This window comes from Pseudomonas sp. NPDC089741 (assembly GCF_044748825.1).
GTDB lineage: Bacteria > Pseudomonadota > Gammaproteobacteria > Pseudomonadales > Pseudomonadaceae > Aquipseudomonas > Aquipseudomonas helmanticensis.
Map to the genome: position 1 here is coordinate 6,872 of NZ_JBIVGT010000024.1, position 16,278 is coordinate 23,149.

13 protein-coding genes are annotated in these 16,278 nt (G+C 58.8%); 4 read left to right on the top strand and 9 right to left on the bottom strand.

Features of this window, described 5'->3' with window-relative positions; translation table 11 throughout:
* Positions 1-1,182: 1,182 nt before the first annotated feature.
* The 4 genes from garD to kdgD form a co-directional block, all read right to left on the bottom strand.
* Positions 1,183-2,736, bottom strand: coding sequence for a galactarate dehydratase (gene garD / locus ACIPZE_RS20320; RefSeq protein WP_400774881.1), 1,554 nt, complete (start codon positions 2,734-2,736; stop codon positions 1,183-1,185).
* A gap of 11 nt (positions 2,737-2,747) precedes the next feature.
* On the bottom strand, positions 2,748-4,112 hold the full coding sequence (locus ACIPZE_RS20325; protein WP_400774883.1) for an MFS transporter: 1,365 nt from the start codon (positions 4,110-4,112) through the stop codon (positions 2,748-2,750).
* Positions 4,113-4,329: 217 nt separating this feature from the next.
* On the bottom strand, positions 4,330-5,775 hold the full coding sequence (locus ACIPZE_RS20330; RefSeq protein WP_400774884.1) for an aldehyde dehydrogenase family protein: 1,446 nt from the start codon (positions 5,773-5,775) through the stop codon (positions 4,330-4,332).
* 75 nt (positions 5,776-5,850) lie between these two features.
* Positions 5,851-6,762, bottom strand: a complete 912-nt coding sequence (kdgD, locus tag ACIPZE_RS20335) for a 5-dehydro-4-deoxyglucarate dehydratase (RefSeq protein ID WP_129389108.1) — start codon at positions 6,760-6,762, stop codon at positions 5,851-5,853.
* 235 nt (positions 6,763-6,997) lie between these two features.
* Between kdgD and ACIPZE_RS20340 the strand changes: the two genes are divergently transcribed.
* Positions 6,998-8,317: a phospholipase gene (locus tag ACIPZE_RS20340; protein ID WP_400774887.1), complete on the top strand. Its 1,320-nt coding sequence runs from the start codon at positions 6,998-7,000 to the stop codon at positions 8,315-8,317.
* Positions 8,314-8,502 carry a hypothetical protein gene (locus ACIPZE_RS20345; protein WP_400774890.1) on the top strand — a complete coding sequence of 63 codons (189 nt, stop codon included), beginning with the start codon at positions 8,314-8,316 and terminating at the stop codon, positions 8,500-8,502. Before ACIPZE_RS20340 ends, ACIPZE_RS20345 begins: the two co-directional genes overlap by 4 nt.
* Before the next feature lie 128 nt (positions 8,503-8,630).
* Here ACIPZE_RS20345 and ACIPZE_RS20350 read toward each other — a convergent pair whose 3' ends face one another.
* Complete coding sequence (locus tag ACIPZE_RS20350) at positions 8,631-9,380, bottom strand: FadR/GntR family transcriptional regulator (protein WP_129389099.1); 750 nt, start codon at positions 9,378-9,380, stop codon at positions 8,631-8,633.
* A 174-nt stretch (positions 9,381-9,554) separates the two neighbouring features.
* The gene (locus ACIPZE_RS20355) at positions 9,555-11,282 is read right to left on the bottom strand and encodes an ABC transporter ATP-binding protein/permease (RefSeq protein WP_129389096.1); all 1,728 of its coding nucleotides are present in this window, start codon (positions 11,280-11,282) and stop codon (positions 9,555-9,557) included.
* Between the two features lie 265 nt (positions 11,283-11,547).
* Between ACIPZE_RS20355 and ACIPZE_RS20360 the strand changes: the two genes are divergently transcribed.
* Positions 11,548-11,730: a hypothetical protein gene (locus ACIPZE_RS20360; RefSeq protein WP_400774893.1), complete on the top strand. Its 183-nt coding sequence runs from the start codon at positions 11,548-11,550 to the stop codon at positions 11,728-11,730.
* 231 nt (positions 11,731-11,961) lie between these two features.
* Here ACIPZE_RS20360 and ACIPZE_RS20365 read toward each other — a convergent pair whose 3' ends face one another.
* Together ACIPZE_RS20365 and ACIPZE_RS20370 are read right to left on the bottom strand one after the other, a co-directional pair.
* Positions 11,962-12,522 (bottom strand): response regulator transcription factor, encoded by a 561-nt coding sequence (locus ACIPZE_RS20365; RefSeq protein WP_085611319.1) that lies wholly within the window; start codon positions 12,520-12,522, stop codon positions 11,962-11,964.
* Positions 12,515-13,777 carry an ATP-binding protein gene (locus tag ACIPZE_RS20370; RefSeq protein WP_129389090.1) on the bottom strand — a complete coding sequence of 421 codons (1,263 nt, stop codon included), beginning with the start codon at positions 13,775-13,777 and terminating at the stop codon, positions 12,515-12,517. Before ACIPZE_RS20370 ends, ACIPZE_RS20365 begins: the two co-directional genes overlap by 8 nt.
* A gap of 421 nt (positions 13,778-14,198) precedes the next feature.
* On the opposite strand from ACIPZE_RS20370, the gene ACIPZE_RS20375 reads away from it, so the two are divergent.
* Positions 14,199-14,915 (top strand): SIMPL domain-containing protein, encoded by a 717-nt coding sequence (locus ACIPZE_RS20375; RefSeq protein ID WP_400774897.1) that lies wholly within the window; start codon positions 14,199-14,201, stop codon positions 14,913-14,915.
* 198 nt (positions 14,916-15,113) lie between these two features.
* Here ACIPZE_RS20375 and ACIPZE_RS20380 read toward each other — a convergent pair whose 3' ends face one another.
* Positions 15,114-15,479 carry a DUF6124 family protein gene (locus ACIPZE_RS20380; protein WP_283437697.1) on the bottom strand — a complete coding sequence of 122 codons (366 nt, stop codon included), beginning with the start codon at positions 15,477-15,479 and terminating at the stop codon, positions 15,114-15,116.
* Positions 15,480-16,278: the final 799 nt, after the last annotated feature.

Here is a 16,278-nt window from a genome sequence, read left to right on the forward strand (position 1 = left end):
CCTCTCCCTGAGGGAGAGGGGACCGATCGGGGGATATTGCAGAAATCCATCGACCTGAAATGACTTCGTTGAATCCATAATCAACTCGGTATTTCAGGTCGATGTATAGCGCCAGACACCTCGATCAGCCCCTCACCCTAGCCCTCTCCCCGAGGGAGAGGGGACCGATCGGGGGATATTGCAGAAATCCATCGACCTGAAATGACATCGCTGAATCCATAATCAACTCGGTATTTCAAGTCGATGTATAGCGCCAGACAACTCGATCAGCCCCTCACCCTAATCCTCTCCCCGAGGGAGAGGGGACCGATCGGGGGATATTGCAGAAATCCACCGACCTGAAATGACATCGCTGAATCCATAATCAACTCGGTATTTCAAGTCGATGTACAGCGCCAGACAACTCGATCAGCCCCTCACCCTAGCCCTCTCCCCGAGGGAGAGGGGACCGATCGGGGGATATTGCAGAAATCCATCGACCTGAAATGACTTCGTTGAATCCATAATCAACTCGGTATTTCAAGTCGATGTACAGCGCCAGACACCTCGATCAGCCCCTCACCCTAATCCTCTCCTCGAGGGAGAGGGGACCGATCGGGGGATATTGCATTAATCCACCGACCTGAAATGACATCGTTGAATCCATAATCAACTCGGTATTTCAGGTCGATGTACAGCGCCAGACAACTCGATCAGCCCCTCACCCTAGCCCTCTCCCTGAGGGAGAGGGGACCGATCGGGGGATATTGCAGAAATCCATCGACCTGAAATGACTTCGTTGAATCCATAATCAACTCGGTATTTCAAGTCGATGTATAGCGCCAGACAACTCGATCAGCCCCTCACCCTAACCCTCTCCCCGAGGGAGAGGGGACCGATCGGGGGATATTGCAGAAATCCATCGACCTGAAATGACATCGCTGAATCCATAATCAACTCGGTATTTCAAGTCGATGTATAGCGCCAGACAACTCGGTAGGCCCCTCACCCTAATCCTCTCCCCCGAGGGAGAGGGGTCGATCGGGGGATATTGCAGAAATCCATCGACCTGAAATGACATCGTTGAATCCATAATCAACTCGGTATTTCAAGTCGATGTATAGCGCCAGACAACTCGGTCAGCCCCCTCTCCCTCCGGGAGAGGGCTGGGGTGAGGGCAGCTTTTGCCCTACCCAAAAACCGTCAGGTAATCGGCGCCGGGTTGAACAGCGTAATGTCGTTATGCAGCTTGTGCTTCTCCGCCCACGTCTGCTGCTTGCCGCTCGCCACATCCAGATAGTAGTGAAACAACTCCCAACCCAACTCCTCGATGGTCGCGCGCCCGGTGGCAATCCGCCCGGCGTCGATGTCGATCAGATCTGGCCAGCGCTGCGCCAATTCCGTACGCGTCGAGACTTTCACCACCGGCGCCATCGCCAACCCATACGGCGTGCCACGCCCGGTGGTGAACACATGCAGGTTCATCCCCGCCGCCAACTGCAACGTGCCGCAGACAAAATCACTCGCTGGCGTCGCGCAGAAAATCAAACCCTTCTGCTTGAAGCGCTCGCCCGGACCGAGCACGCCATTGATCGCGCTGCTGCCGGATTTGACGATCGACCCCAGCGACTTCTCAACGATGTTCGACAGCCCGCCCTTCTTGTTCCCCGGCGTGGTATTCGCACTGCGATCCGCCTCACCCTTGGCCAGGTAACGGTCGTACCAGTCCATCTCGCGCACCAGTTCCTCGGCGACGGTCTTGGTCTCGGCGCGCGAAGTCAGCAGGTAAATCGCATCGCGCACTTCGGTGACTTCGGAAAACATCACAGTGGCCCCCGCGCGCAACAACAAGTCCGAGGCATAGCCCAGCGCCGGGTTGGCGGTGATCCCGGAAAACGCATCGCTACCGCCGCATTGCATGCCAAGAATCAACTCGGACGCCGGCACGGTTTCGCGGCGGCGCTGGTCGAGTTTCTTCAGGCGCACTTCAGCCAGTTGCATGATCTGTTCGATCATCTCGGTGAAACCGTGACTGGAATCCTGCAAGCGATACAGCCATGGATCGCTGAGATCCACCGACGCGTCGTCCTCGTGCATCACCTGCCCGGCCTGCAATTTCTCGCAGCCAAGGCTGATCACCAACGCTTCGCCACCGAGGTTCGGGTTGCGCGCCAGATTGCGCACGGTACGAATCGGAATGTAGGCGTCGGTGGCGGTGATCGCCACACCGCAGCCGTAACTGTGGGTCAGCGCCACCACGTCATCGACGTGCGGGTATTTCGGCAGCAGCTCGTCCTTGATGCGTTTCACCGCATGATCGAGCACGCCGGTGACGCACTGCACGGTGGTGGTGATGCCGAGAATATTGCGCGTGCCGACGGTACCGTCAGCGTTGCGATAACCCTCGAAGGTGAAACCTTCCAGCGGTGCCTGCGCGGCCGGCACCTCGGTCGACAGCGGCAGGCTGTCCAGCGGCGGCGCGGTCGGCATGCGCAGTTGATCTTCCTTGACCCAACTGCCACGGCGAATCGACTGCAACGCGTAGCCAATCACCTGACCGTAACGAATCACCTGGCCGCCCTCGGGAATGTCTTCGAGGGTGACCTTGTGGCTCTGCGGGACGAAATCCAGCGTCACCAGGCCATCGGCGAATTCAGTGCCGGCCGGCACGCCCTGATCGTTGACCACTACCACTACGTTGTCCCGCTCGTGCAGGCGGATGTAGCGCGGCGAGTCGGAATGTTCAATCAACTGCATGACGCCGCTCCTCAGGAATGCGCTTGAGACAATTTACCGGTGGCTTCAGTACCGCCGTTGGTTGGCGGCTCTTTGAGGACCACACGTTTGATCGGGCCGACGATGACCAGATAGCTGAACACCGCGACCAGTGCGTTGGCACCGACGAACACCAGCGCCCATTTGAACGAACCGGTGGAGCTGATGATGTAGCCAATCACGATCGGCGTGGTAATCGAAGCGATGTTGCCGAAGGTGTTGAACAGGCCACCGCTCAGACCGGCGATCTGTTTTGGCGAGGTGTCGGAAACCACCGCCCAACCCAGTGCGCCAACGCCTTTGCCGAAGAACGCCAACGCCATGAAGCCAACCACCATCCACTCCACATCGACATAGTTGCAGGCAACGATGCTGCTCGACACCAGCAGGCCAGCGATGATCGGTGCTTTGCGGGCGAAGGTCAGCGAGTGGCCTTTGCGCAACAGGTAATCGGAAATCACCCCGCCGAGCACGCCGCCAATGAAGCCGCAGATTGCCGGCAACGAGGCAATGAAACCGGCCTTGAGAATGGTCATGCCACGCTCTTGCACCAGATACACCGGGAACCAGGTCAGGAAGAAATAGGTGATGCCGTTGATGCAGTATTGACCCAGATAAACACCGAGCATCATGCGGTTGGTCAGCAACTGACGGATGTAATCCCATTTCGGGCCGTCGGTTTTTTTGCCTTGCTTGACGTCCATGTCGACCATGCCGCCGTTGTCGGCGATGAACTGCACTTCCGCTTCGTTGGCCAGCGGGTGTTGGCGCGGGCTGTGGATAACCTTCAGCCAGATGCCCGAGAAGACGATGCCGAACACGCCCATGACAATGAACACATGTTCCCAGCCGAAGGAGTAAACGATCCAGCCCATCAGCGGCGCGAACAGCACAGTGGCAAAATATTGCGCCGAGTTGAAGATTGCAGAAGCGGTACCGCGTTCAGCGGTCGGGAACCATGCGGCAACGATGCGCGCATTGCCGGGGAACGAAGGCGCTTCAGCCAGACCGACCAGAAAGCGCAGCATGAACAGCGCAACAATCGCTGTGGACATGCCGAACTCACCGACAAAGCCTTGCAGCACGGTGAACAGCGACCAGGTGAAAATGCTCAGGGCATAGACTTTTTTCGAGCCGAAGCGATCGAGCAACCAGCCACCAGGAATTTGCCCGGCGACGTAGGCCCAACCGAACGCGGAGAAAATGTAGCCGAGGGTGACTGCGTCGATGCCCAGATCTTTTTGCAGGCTGGAGCCGGCAATGGCGATCGTGGCGCGGTCGGCGTAGTTGATCGTGGTCACCAGAAACAGCATGAGCAGGATCAAATAGCGGACGTGAGTCGGCTTGGACGATTGCATGTAGATGTACTCCCACTGATTATTTTTATGCGCGGGTGAATCTTCTTTGGTCCCCGGTTTTCCGGGTGTCCCTGGGTATCCGTACTTTGGGTTCCCTGTAGGAGCTGCCGAAGGCTGCGATCTTTTGATCTTGACCTTGAAAACAGGATCAAAAGATCGCAGCCTGCGGCAGCTCCTACAGGGATTGCGGTGTCAGGGTCGACACCGGGTGCTGCATTCAGGAGCCGATGTAGCTGGTCTTCACGACCGTGTAGAACTCTTGCGCATAGCGGCCTTGCTCACGTGAGCCATAGGATGAACCCTTACGGCCACCGAACGGAACGTGGTAATCGACGCCAGCGGTCGGCAAGTTGACCATGACCATCCCGGCTTGCGAGTGACGTTTGAAGTGGTTGGCGTACTTCAGCGAGGTGGTCGCGATACCCGCCGACAGACCGAACTCGGTGTCGTTGGCCATCGCCAGCGCCGCGTCGTAATCGGCCACGCGAACAATGTTGGCCACCGGCCCGAAGATCTCTTCGCGGCTGATGCGCATCGACGCCTCACTGTCGGCAAACAGCGTTGGCGCGAGGAAGTAACCTTCGGTGTCACAGGTCACCAGACCACCGCCGCTGACCAGACGCGCACCTTCGGACTGGCCGATGTCGATGTACTTCATGTCCTGTTCAAGCTGCGCCTGGGAAACCACCGGACCAATGTCGGTGCCGGATTTCAGCGCGTGGCCGACCTTGATCGACTTCATGCGCTCGGCCATGGCTTCAACGAACTTGTCGTGAATTCCGGCGGTGACGATCAAACGGCTGGAGGCAGTGCAACGCTGGCCGGTGGAGTAGAACGCGCTCTGCACCGACAGCTCGACCGCTTGCTTGAGGTCGGCGTCGTCGAGAATGATCTGCGGATTCTTGCCGCCCATTTCCAGTTGCACTTTGGCTTGACGCGAGACGCAACTGACCGCGATCTGCCGGCCAACGCCGACCGAACCGGTGAAGCTGATGCCGTCGACTTTCGGGCTCTGCACCAACGCATCGCCAACCACACGACCGCTGCCCATCACCAGGTTGAACACGCCGGCCGGGAAGCCTGCGCGGGAGATGATTTCCGCCAGAGCCCAGGCGCAGCCCGGCACCAGATCGGCCGGTTTCAAGACTACGCAGTTACCGTAGGCCAGCGCCGGAGCAATCTTCCACGCTGGAATGGCGATCGGGAAGTTCCACGGGGTGATCAGACCGACCACGCCGAGCGCTTCACGGGTGACTTCGACGTTGACGCCCGGACGCACCGACGGCACATAGTCGCCGGACAGACGCAGGCATTCACCGGCGAAGAACTTGAAGATATTGCCGGCGCGGGTCACTTCGCCGATGGCTTCGGGCAGGGTCTTGCCCTCCTCCCGCGCCAGCAAGGTGCCAAGCTCTTCGCGACGGGCGAGGATTTCCGTGCCGACTTTGTCCAGCGAATCATGACGAGCCTGAATGCCCGACGTCGAATACGCCGGGAAGGCTGCGCGGGCGGCGTCGATGGCGGCGTGAACCTGGCCCAGATCAGCCTTGGCGTAGTCGCCGATGGTGTCGCTCAGCTCGGACGGGTTGATGTTGGCCGAGTAGTCGGCACCGGCAAGCCATTCGCCGTTGATGTAGTTGTCGTAGCGTTTTGCAGTTGTCACAGGGGCAGCCCTCAGATCTCAAAGCCTTCACGCAAAAAGCCGCTGATTGCTCAGCGGCCTCGCTTTAATCGGGTGTTACTGCGCACCTTGCTTGTCGATCAGCGCGGCGAGCATTTCGTACTCTTCACGCGTCAGATCAGTCAGCGGCGCCCGCACCGGGCCGGCGTCATAGCCGGCGATTTTTGCGCCTGCCTTGACGATGCTCACGGCGTAACCGGCCTTGCGGTTGCGGATGTCGAGGTATGGCAGGAAGAAGTCGTCGATGATCTTGCCGACGGTGGCGTGATCTTCACGAGCGATCGCGTGGTAGAAATCCATCGCGGTTTTCGGGATGAAGTTGAACACCGCCGAGGAGTACACCGGCACGCCCAGCGCCTTGTAGGCCGCGGCGTAGACTTCGGCGGTCGGCAGACCGCCCAGATAGCTGAAGCGATCACCGAGGCGGCGACGGATCGACACCATCAATTCGATATCGCCCAGTCCGTCCTTGTAGCCGATCAGGTTCGGGCAGCGCTCGGCCAGACGTTCCAGCAGCGTCGCGTTGAGGCGGCAAACGTTGCGGTTGTAGACGACCACACCGATGTTGACCGATTTGCACACTGCTTCAACGTGGTCGGCAACGCCGTCCTGGCTCGCTTCGGTCAGGTAGTGCGGCAGCAACAACAGACCCTTTGCGCCCAGGCGCTCGGCTTCTTGAGCGTACTCGATGGCCTGGCGAGTCGAACCGCCGACACCGGCGAGAATCGGCACGCTGGTGGCGCAGGTGTCGACGGCAGTCTTGATGATTTCCGAATATTCGCTGGCCGCCAGGGAGAAGAACTCACCAGTGCCGCCAGCGGCGAACAGAGCTGAAGCGCCATACGGGGCCAGCCATTCCAGACGCTTGATGTAGCCCGCGCGGTTGAAATCACCCTGCGCGTTGAAATCGGTCACCGGGAAAGAAAGCAGGCCGGCAGAGAGGATGGACTTCAGTTCTTGTGGATTCATTATTCGAACACCCTGGTAGCAACGTTTTTTGTGATTGGACCGTTCAGCCTTCGCTGAAGTTGTAGGTCATCGTACAACTTAAAAGATAACCGTCAACTGCATTTCATCGCTGACTGGGCTTTTTTGTCGGACAAGATCGTTTCTTGACGTAGGAAGATTCTCGGCTAAGGTCTTTTTAGCTGTATATACATACAGCTAAATAAAAAACCACCGACGACATATCAAGGAGCCAGAAATGTCCGGTCTACAGGCAAAACCTCAGGAACAACCCAAACCGGTCATCGCGCGTTTCGATGATCTTTTCAGCGAAAGCGGCATCACCTTCAGCGCCGACAATGCTCATCTGCTGTTGCACATCGCCGACTCCCACAGCGATGTCGAACCGGCCTCCGCGCCGGCCATTGCAGCCCGCAAAGGCAAGCCGTCGCTGCGCTTCGAAGGCGCAGAACACACGGCGATCGGCGATAACACCCTGTTGCGCTTCGTTACAGACGCCGAGCCGCTGCTGGCGCAAAACGTACCTTTGCACCTGCCGAACGGGCTGGGCCTCACCTACGGCCAGGTCCTGTCACTGGGCGGCGACTTCTATGGCATCGTCGACCGACCAATCAATGAAGGCGCGACCCCGGTCGATCGCCTGCAACGCTTCAATGCCGCATTCGATTCGCTCGCAGTGACCCCGGCCTCACGTGCTGAAGCGACGCAGATTCTTGCGGTCATGCAGAAAGAAATCGATGCCGTGAAGAAGGCCATCAAAGACGGTAAGCCCGCGCATGAAGCCTACGATGCATTGGGAGATACGTTGTCCGAAGAGTGGAACAAAATCACCGGCGGCGGCAGTTTCGTCTCCGCGCTGTTTCCCCTCGGTCGCTATCTGAAACTGGCAGCGAACAACGCCGACCACTTCGGCGAATGGGCGAAACTCGCCTACATCGCCGGCCACACCGCTGCCCTGCAAACCGCTGTCGCCGCACGTCCCCGTCAGGATCTACAACTGCTGGAACGCGCCTATGCGATGAACGCGTTTGCCGACCACTTTCTCACCGACCTGTTTTCCTCCGGGCACTTGCGCGTCCCTCGCAAGGAAATGGCCGCGGTGGTGACGCCGAGTGATCTCGGTTCGCTGGTGACCCGCTTCATGCACGACGAGGACAGCAAATTCGGCCTCAAGGTACGCAACAGCCAAGGTGCTCAGTGGCGCGCGTTCGGCGACAAACGCTACTTCGAGGCCAGCGATGCCGACAACCGGAGTCAGGTCAGTCAAGCCGTGCAAGCATCGGCGGATGAGGTGTTTGCCGCTTACTTGAGCGGCACTGTGCCCGCACCATCGGGCTTCGCCGCGTTGCAACGACTGCCGGATCTCAGCGCCGTGCTGAATATTTCCAACAACTTCTCGCCGCTGTTTCGGGTCGAGGGCGGCAAGGTGCTGCGGCGCAAGGATGTGAATAACCTCAACGACACCGCGACCATTGATGACTGGTGGGGCTGGAGCACTTATCTGTTGCTCAAGGACTACAAGCCAACCGGTAACACCAACCAAGGAGAGTTCAAATGACGATCAAATTGAAACTGGAACTGGCGTCGGGACAGTCGCTGGAAGGTGCGCCGCTGGAGTTGCTGGCGGATGGCAAGGCGATTGCGCGCGGGGTTGTGGATAAGCGCGGGGATGTTGTGTTTGCAGTGCAGCCGGGGAAAGTGGCGTTGGCGGTGCGGGTTGATCGCTCGATATTGCAGAGTTAATTTAAAGGCCCCATCGCGAGCAGGCTCACTCCTACATGGTTATTTGTTGAGCACAGATCTTGTGCACGACATCAATTACTGTAGGAGTGAGCCTGCTCGCGATAGCGATGTGTCAGTCAATACATTACTCAGCCCCGCTGCGCCTGAGCCTCTTCATGCGCCTGGCGCAATCGTTCGCGGCTGTTGGTCAGGTGCAAGCGCATGGCCGCACGCGCCGCATCGGAATCCTGACGGGCGATCGCTTCGTAGATTTCTTCGTGCTCACGGCTCAGGCGATTCATGTAGTGCTGCTGGTCGTCATGCGCCAGTCGCGCAGAATTCAGCCGGGTGCGCGGAATGATGCTGGTGCCCAGGTGGGTCATGATGTCGGTGAAGTAACGGTTGCCGGTGGACAGCGCGATTTCCAGGTGGAAGGCAAAGTCCGACGCGACAGCATCGCTGGCGTGCGCGGCGCTTTCCTTCAACGCATCGAGGGCGGCACGCATGGTTGCCAGTTGCTCGGCGCTACGGCGTTGCGCGGCCAGGCCGGCAGACTCCACTTCGAGGCTGATGCGCAATTCGAGAATCGCCAAGACGTCACGCAGCGTCACGACGGTCGCCGGGTCGATACGGAAACCGCTCGGGCTCGGCGTGTCGAGCACAAAGGTGCCGATGCCATGGCGGGTTTCCACTTGGCCTGCAGCCTGCAAACGGGAAATCGCCTCACGCACCACGGTGCGGCTGACGCCATGGGCTTCCATGATCGCCGACTCGGTGGGCAACTTGTCGCCACGCTTGAGCAGGCCATCGCGGATCTGCTCGCTGAGCACCGTCACCAGCTCCTGAGCGAGGCTGCGGCGCTTGCGCGGAAGGCGCGGGGTGTCGATCAGGTTTTCCATGGTGTGCGTCTTGTCTCGAAAATTCGGCGTGGGGGCATCATAGCGCAAGCAGGTTGTACGATCACACATCCCCCTGTAGGAGCTGCCGCAGGCTGCGATCTTTTGACTTTGTCTTTTAAATCAAAAGAAGGATCAACAGATCGCAGCCTGCGGCAGCTCCTACAGTGGAGGTGGTCAGGCGGTGACGGGTTGTTCGACGAGGTGACCGCTGTCGATTCGCACATGCCGTGGGTGGAAACGTTTGAGGCTGCTGCGATGGCCGACGCTGACGATACTCAGCCCCGGCAACTGATCGATCAGCGCCTGATACAACGTCGCCTCGTCCTCTTCATCCATCGCCGAAGTCGCTTCGTCCATGTACAGCCACTGCGGTGCATACAGTAGCGCGCGGGCGAAAGCCAGGCGTTGCTGCTCACCCGGCGAGAGCATGCGTTGCCAGTGATTGGCCTCGTCCAGGCGCTTGACCAGATGCGGCAGACGGCAGGTTTCCAGCACCTGTTCGTAGCGCTCCGGCCCGTAGGTGTCGCCCGGTTGCGGATAACTCAATGCCTCGCGCAGGGTGCCGATCGGCAGATACGGTTTCTGCGGCAGGAACAGGTAACGCGCCGCCGGCAAGCGGATGTTGCCGTGGCCCGCCGGCCACAGATGCCCCATCGCTCGCAGCAACGTCGACTTGCCACTGCCCGAACGGCCACTGAGCATCACGCGATCACCTGGCTCGACGGTCATGTCGGCGCTGGTCAACAGATGACGACCGTCGGCCAGGTCCAGGCCGAGGTTATGCACCTGCAATTCACTGCCCTGATTCTGCACATCAATCGCTGGCACGCGCTGCTCGTTATCGGTCATCGCCTGACGGAAACTCAGCAGACGATCACAGGTGGCGCGCCACGAAGCGAGGCTCTGGTAGGCGCTGATGAACCAGCTGAAGCTTTCCTGGACGTTGCCGAATGCCGAGCTGATCTGCATCAGCTCACCCAGCTCGATCTTGCCGGCGAGGTAACGTGGCGACGCAACAATGAAAGGGAAAATAATCGCTGCCTGGCTGTAACCGGCGGTGAAAAATGTCAGACGCTTGGACACTTTCATGATGTCCCAGAAATTGTGCCAGACGTTGCCGAAGCGGCCGCTCAGGCGCCGATTTTCATTCGGCTCGCCGTTGTACAAGGCGATGCTTTCGGCATTCTCGCGAATCCGCACCATGGAAAAACGCAGGTCCGCTTCGAAGCGTTGTTGTTGGTTGTTCAGACCGATCAAGCGACGACCGATCAAATGCGTCAGCCAACTGCCCACCACCGCATAAAGCAGCACGCACCAGAACATGTAGCCGGGAATGGTGATGCCATAGACTTCGATGCTGCCCGACACGCCCCACAGGATGATCGAGAACGACACCAGACTGACGATATTGCGCAGCAGCCCGATCCCCAGTTCAAGGGTGTTGGAGGTGAAGTTATTGAGGTCTTCGGAAATCCGCTGGTCCGGGTTATCGGTGTAACCGCCCTGCTCCAGCTGGTAGTAATTCTTGTCGGCTAGCCAACGGGAGAAATGCTTTTCAGTGAGCCAGGCACGCCAGCGAATCGTCAGCATCTGCGTCAGATAAAGCCGATACACCGCGCCGATAATCGCCACGGCGGCAATCGCACAGAAGTACAGGATCAACTGCCAAAACGCCGCTTCATCCTTCTTTTGCAGGGCGTTGTAGAAATCCTTGTACCAGGTGTTGAACCACACCGAGATGCCCACGCTGAGCAGCGAGAGTGCGATCACCGCAATCAGCAGCGTCCAGGCCTTGCCCTTCTCTTCACTGCGCCAGTAAGGCGTGATGATCGCCCACACCTTGCGAAAAAACTGCCCGCGCACAGCATCGTTGACCGCGGAGTATTCAGCGTTCTGATTCATGGATAAGGCTCGATATAGAAAAGAACAGACACGCACCGATCATAGTTGATCGGTGCGTTTTATCGCGAGGGCTAGTCCGGCCCATTCAGGAAATGTTCAGCTTCAGAAACGTATCAGGCATATGGGCAACACCGTTCGTCGTGACTGTCAGAGTTGACAGTAGAGACCTGCTGCTCTCGATGATCAACTGCCGTGGCCTCCTGCACTCAACTTCCGTGAGCGTCAGGAGAACCCTACCCAACCTTGGCATCGAAAGGAATTGATCATGACTGCAGCAAAAAATCCACTCAACGCGCCAGCCAGCGAATCCATCGAAAACGGAAAACTGTCCATCAGCAAGCTGGATGCAGCGGGTGCGACCTTCAAGCTTTCATCCAATGATCCGAAAGTCCATATCGGAAGCTTCTGGATCAAACAAGCCAACGAACAAAAAATCGAAGAGCAATAGACTAAAAAGAGTGAAGTCTCTTTTACGATTTCAAAAGCCGTTATCGAGACCTGGTTAGGGCTGCAACTCTTCGCACAATGCAACGCGATTCAAAATGGCGACGTTATCACTTCGCCAAAAACTCTCTTTACCGTTGTAGCTTGAACCCTAGCCGCTGCCCTTTAGCACCGGGTAGCGGCTTTTGATTCAAAGTCTCATGGCACTCATGTGATTGACCCGAGCCATCAATCTTCAGCGACGAACCGGGCGCTTCTGCAGTTTGCGCTGTAGGGTGCGGCGGTGCATGCCCAGGGCGCGGGCAGTGGCGGAGATGTTGCCTTCGTGTTCGGTGAGCACGCGCTGGATGTGCTCCCACTGCAGGCGATCGACCGACATCGGGTTTTCCGGCACCAGACTGTCGAGGTCGGCGTGCTCGGACAGCAGCGCAGCCAGCACGTCGTCGGCGTCGGCCGGTTTGCACAGGTAGTTGCAGGCGCCGCGCTTGATCGCTTCGACGGCGGTGGCAATGCTCGAATAACCGGTGAGGATCACCACGCGCATTTCCGGGTCCAGCTCCAGCAGTTTGGGGAGCAGCACCAGGCCGGAATCGCCGTCCATTTTCAGGTCGAGCGCGGCGTAATCAGGCAAATCGGCCTGGGCGATGGTCAGACCTTCCTCGGCGGAACCTGCGGTGCTGACGCGAAAGCCACGACGAGCCATGGCACGGGCCATGACGCGGGTGAATGTTGCGTCATCGTCGACCAGCAGCAAATGCGGCAGTTCTTCGCCTTCGACTTGGATTTCTTCACTCATGTTGGTCTCCTCGGGCGCCGTGGGGCAGGCGCAGCTCGGTGAGCGTGCCGCCTTCCTCATGACTATAGAGTTTCACTGAGCCGCCGGCGCGTGTCACGCTGGCCTTGCTCAAAAACAGGCCCAGGCCGAAACCTTTGCCCTTGGTGGTAAAAAATGGTTTACCGATCTGCTCGGCGATGGCCAGCGGCACACCGGCGCCGTGGTCACGAATACTGATGGTCAGGTTTTCCACGTCCCAGTCGAGCGTGACCTGAAGATTTTCCGGGCAGGCATCGGCGGCATTGTTCAGCAGATTCAGCAGCGCCTGGGTCAGGTCCGGCGGCGGCGCCATGCGCGGCACCGTGCCTTGGCCGAGACGGTGGAAGCGATAACTGGCTTCCGGGCGCATCAGGTGCCAGCGGTTGAGTGCTTCGTCGAGCCAGTCGGTGACGTCCTGCATCTCGACCGCCAGACGTCGATTGGCTTCGGCGGCGCGCACCAGTTGCTGCAAGGTTTGCTTGCACAGCTTGACCTGATCCTGCAGCACCTTCAGATCGTCCTGCAGCAGCGGGTCGGGATGATCCTGCTGCATCTCTTTGAGCAACACGCTCATGGTCGCCAGCGGCGTGCCCAACTCATGCGCAGCGCCAGCGGCCTGGGTGGCGACGGCGAGCAACTGCTGATCGCGCAGGCCCTCTTCGCGGCGGATCGCGCGTAATTCTTCCTGACGGCGCAGCTCTTCAGCCATGCGCGCGGCGAAGAACGTGATCACCGCAGCGGCGAGCGCAAAGCTCAGCCACATGCCGTAGATCTGCAGATTCTCGCGGGCGACTGGCAAGGTTTCCAGCGGATAGAAACGCGTCAGCATCACCGTGTACAGCGCCAGCGCGATGCCCGACAGGATCACCGAATAGCGCCACGGCAGCGTCACGGCGGCGATGGTCAACGGCACCAGATAATAGGAAACGAACGGATTGGTCGAACCGCCAGAGAAATACAGCAGCGCACTGTGGATCACCAGGTCGCAGGCCAGTTGCAGCGCATATTCAAGCTCGGTGACTGGCCACGAAGTGCGCAGGCGCACGGCGGTGAACACGCAGAGCAGAATCGAACAGCCGAGGGTCATCGCCAGTTGCACCCACGGCAACGGCAACAGTTGCAGCCAGTAGGCCAGGCCCACGGAACCGGCCTGCGCGGCGAGCACCAGCGTGCGGATGAAAGTCAGCCGCCAGAGGTTCTGGCGAGTGGCGGAAGTCAGTTGTACGGGGGCGAGCATGAGCTCTCCTGATGAGCGCTCCAGGCGGATCGCACGGAGTATAACCAAGCCGCGCCCTTGAGAGGCGAAAGTGCGGCAAACGACCACATGGCGACGATGGAGAATTCATCTGAGTTGAAAAAAATTCCGGGGCTACCGGAGATCAATTGTGGCGAGGGGATTTATCCCCGCTGGGTGGCGTAGCCGCCCCAAATCATGCGACCTCATTTAACCAGACATACCGCATCAGCCGGATTTGCGACTGCTACGCAGCCGAACGGGGATAAATCCCCTCGCCACAAAAGCTCATTCGACTCAGGTTCTGTGGGACGCGGTATCTGTATAGAAGTTGTAACTGGGCGAACCGGATCATTAAAGCTAGAGTCTGATGGTTTCACGCAGGCCCCCGAACCATCACCTGCGCCCTCATCAAGGAGCTTTCATGCACACATTCCGCCGCAGCGCCGCCCTTCTCGCCCTGACCGTCGGCAGCGTCGCCAGCCTTCCGGCCCTGGCCGCCGATGAGCTGCACTACAACCAGATTTCCCTGCGCGCCGAAGTCAGCACGGAAGTTGCCCGCGATCTGATGATCGTCACCCTCTACACCGAAGAACAAAACACCGACCCGGCCAAACTCGCCGCCGACGTCAGCATCACCATGAACAAGGCCCTGGCCCAGGCCAAGCAAGTCAAAGACATCACCCTGCGCCAGGGCAGCCGCAACAGCTACCCGATCTACGACACCAAAGGCCAGAAGATCACCGGCTGGCGTGAACGCGCCGAACTGCGCCTGGAAAGCTCCGACTTCGCCGCCCTGTCCAAACTTACTGGCGAACTGTTGGGCGATCTGAAAATGGGCGGCATGGACTTCGCCATCGCCGACCCGACCCGCAAAACCAGCGAAGACGCCCTGCTCAAAGAAGCCGTAACCGCGTTCAAGGCCCGCGCGCAACTGGCCACCGATGCACTGGGTGGCAAGGGCTACAAAATCGTCAACCTGAACCTCAACAGCAACGGTTACCCACAACCGTACCTGCGCGCACCGATGATGATGAAAGCGGCAGCGATGGACTCGGCACCAGTGACGCCGGACGTTGAAGCGGGCACCAGCCAGGTGAGCATGACGGCTGATGGCTCGATTGAAGTGCTGATGCAGTGATTTGAATTTTGGCTGAATGAAAAACCGGCGATCAGTGAATGATCGCCGGTTTTTTTGTGCCTGATTTTTGTGGTGAATGATCTGCCGCCATCGCTGGCAAGCCAGCTCCCACAGGTTCTGCAGTGGTTCTGAAAACTGCCTGTAACCCTGTGGGAGCGGGCTTGCCCGCGATGAACGATGACATGGTATCCCGACGAATCAGGTACGCGGATCAACCCGATCCAGCGCCCGATTCACCGCCAGCTCCGCCAGCATCACAATCTGCTGAATCGCCAACGCCGTACTGCGTTGCGGGCGACTGAGCTGATCAGCGAAATCGCCCGCCATGACATTGGCCGAGGCGAGTGATTCGCAGGCATGCGCGAGCAGACTTTCCGTGTCGATGTTCGGATGAACAAGGAACATCGTGCTGGGCAGACGCGGTTTGCAGGGATCGGGGCTGAGGTAGAAATCGAGGGCGCGTTTTATCGCTTCGCGGTTTTTGAATTGATCGTCGGCGCGGAGGGCGTCTTCGAGCGGGGTTGTGGATTCGAGGGGTGGATCGGGGACAATTTTATCTTTCATAAAAATCTGCTCGTCATTCGAGCCGCCCTCAGCCATTTCTCACGTGGCAAAGGGTGGCAGCTATGTGCGGAGTGAGAAACCGGTGAGCAGAAAACCGGCCAGACCGAAGTCTGCCCGCACACAGCCGCCATAAGGCATTGCGACAGCTAATAAGCCGGCCGCAATTATGGTCTTACTGGTGCTAGTTTCAAGTCGGCGGGTTCTCACACCCGTCCGCTGATCATTCAGCGACACCCAGAGCCTAGAGCGCCCACGTCCGACGGACAACCTGAAAACCTTGTGGGAAGGTTCACCCATTTCGAAACACTTTTAAACACCCCCCTGTAGGAGCTGCCGAAGGCTGCGATCTTTTGACGTTGACCTTTCAACACCAGAAGCAAGATCAAAAGATCGCAGCCTGCGGCAGCTCCTACATAAATCCCGCGGCGCAGCCGCACCACTCGCAGGATGAGCGCAAGCTCGGCTGCAGATCTTGATCTTGATCTGTAGGGCGACGTCGGAAGGCTGAGTGGAGGGATTGATCCGGGGGTGGGAGCGCAGCGACCGTTTGGCGCAGCCAAACACAGCGAGAGGAGGTGCAGCGAAGCAAACCGTAGGCGCTGCCCCCCGGATCGATCCCGCAGCGAAGGAACCCCGAGCCCCAGCGAGCGGGCCGCACGTAGGAGCAAGCCTTTTTGGTTACTTTTGAGGCGTTTGTCAAAAGTGACCCGCCGTAAGGGCGGAACCCTAAGCCGCCATCACCGCAGCAACGGATATGCCCCCGACAAAAGCCCCCCACATATACCGAGATAGACACTCC